Here is a 1,688-nt window from a genome sequence, read left to right on the forward strand (position 1 = left end):
TCTCGCCTGATCCGCCGTCAGCATGCCCAGCGTCGCGCAGGTCTCCAGACCCAAGGCCTTCACGCCGGAGATCATCGCCGCCAGTTTCGGCGTGTCGCGGTCCTTCAGCTCGCGCCAGGCCGCGCCCATGCAGAAGCGCGACGCCCCGCCGGCCTTGGCCGCCATGGCCTCGGCGAGAACGGCGGAGGTCTCCATCAGCTTCTCGGCCTTCAGCCCCGTATCGAAACTGGCAGATTGGGAACAGTAGCCGCAGTTCTCGGCGCAACCGCCGGTCTTGATCGACAGTAGCTGGGACTTTTGCACCTCGGACGGGTCGAACCAGCGACGGTGTACGGTCGCCGCCTCGAACACCAGCTCCATGAAGGGGCGGGCGAACAGGGCCTCGACCTCCTCCAGCGTCCAGTCGTGGCGGGGCTCGGCCGGGTCGCGGCTGAGGGTGCGAAGGGGGGATGCGTCGTCGGCCATGGGATTTTTCTACTCGCGGGTAGAGGGGGCGTCCAGACCGCGAAACACGGGGCCGCGGCGCCTTCATATAAAGACATCCTTATGTGTTTCTTGCCGCCACGGCCGCAGACGGCTATAGCGGCGCTCAAATCCATTCCGATCAGGAGCCTCCCTTGGCCGACTACATCGTCCGCGACATTTCGCTTGCCCCGTTCGGCAACAAGGAAATCGCCATCGCCGAAACCGAAATGCCGGGCCTGATGGCGCTGCGCGAGGAGTTCGGCGCGGCCCAGCCGCTGAAAGGCGCCCGCATCGCCGGCAGCCTGCACATGACCATCCAGACCGCCGTGCTGATCCAGACGCTGGAAGCCCTGGGCGCCGACGTCCGCTGGGCCTCCTGCAACATCTTCTCGACCCAGGACCACGCCGCGGCCGCCATCGCCGCCAACGGCACGCCGGTGTTCGCCACCAAGGGCGAGACGCTGGAAGAATACTGGGACTACGCCCACAAGATCTTCGAATGGGCTGACGGCGGCTATCCGAACCTGATCCTTGACGACGGCGGCGACGCCACCCTGCTGTGCGTCCTGGGTCCGAAGGCCGAGAAGGACGCCAGCGTCCTCGACAACCCGACCAACGAGGAAGAGGAAGCCCTTTACAAGGTCATGAAGCGGTATCTGAAGGAGAAGCCCGGCTTCTATTCGGCCATCCGCGACGCGATCGGCGGCGTGTCGGAAGAGACGACCACGGGCGTCCACCGCCTGTACCAGATGGCCGAGCGCGGCGAGCTGCCCTTCCCCGCCATCAACGTCAACGACAGCGTCACCAAGTCCAAGTTCGACAACCTGTACGGCTGCCGTGAATCGCTGGTGGACGCCATCCGTCGCGGCACCGACGTGATGCTGTCGGGCAAGGTCGCGGTGGTCTGCGGCTACGGCGACGTCGGCAAGGGCTCTGCCGCCTCGCTGCGTCAGGGCGGCGCTCGCGTGATCGTCACCGAGATCGACCCCATCTGCGCCCTGCAGGCCGCGATGGAAGGCTATGACGTCCAGACCCTGGACGACGTCGCCGACAAGGCCGACATCTTCGTCACCGCCACGGGCAACAAGGACGTGATCACCGTCGAGCACATGCGCCGGATGCGCAACAACGCCATCGTCTGCAACATCGGCCACTTCGACTCGGAGATTCAGGTCGCCGGCCTGAAGAACTTCAAGTGGGACGAAATCAAGCCTCAGGTCCAC

2 protein-coding genes are annotated in these 1,688 nt (G+C 65.4%); one reads left to right on the top strand and one right to left on the bottom strand.

Annotated elements, in window-relative coordinates; all coding sequences use genetic code 11:
- Positions 1-465, bottom strand: a 465-nt coding sequence (locus ACT6QK_RS14955) for a biotin synthase BioB (RefSeq protein ID WP_444598613.1), incomplete at its 3' end; no start/stop codon positions are given.
- A 152-nt stretch (positions 466-617) separates the two neighbouring features.
- On the opposite strand from ACT6QK_RS14955, the gene ACT6QK_RS14960 reads away from it, so the two are divergent.
- The coding region (locus ACT6QK_RS14960) for an adenosylhomocysteinase (protein ID WP_444598614.1) at positions 618-1,688 on the top strand (1,071 nt) is incomplete at its 3' end.

It is taken from the genome of Brevundimonas sp., from assembly GCF_052436175.1.
In the GTDB taxonomy this organism is placed as follows: domain Bacteria; phylum Pseudomonadota; class Alphaproteobacteria; order Caulobacterales; family Caulobacteraceae; genus Brevundimonas.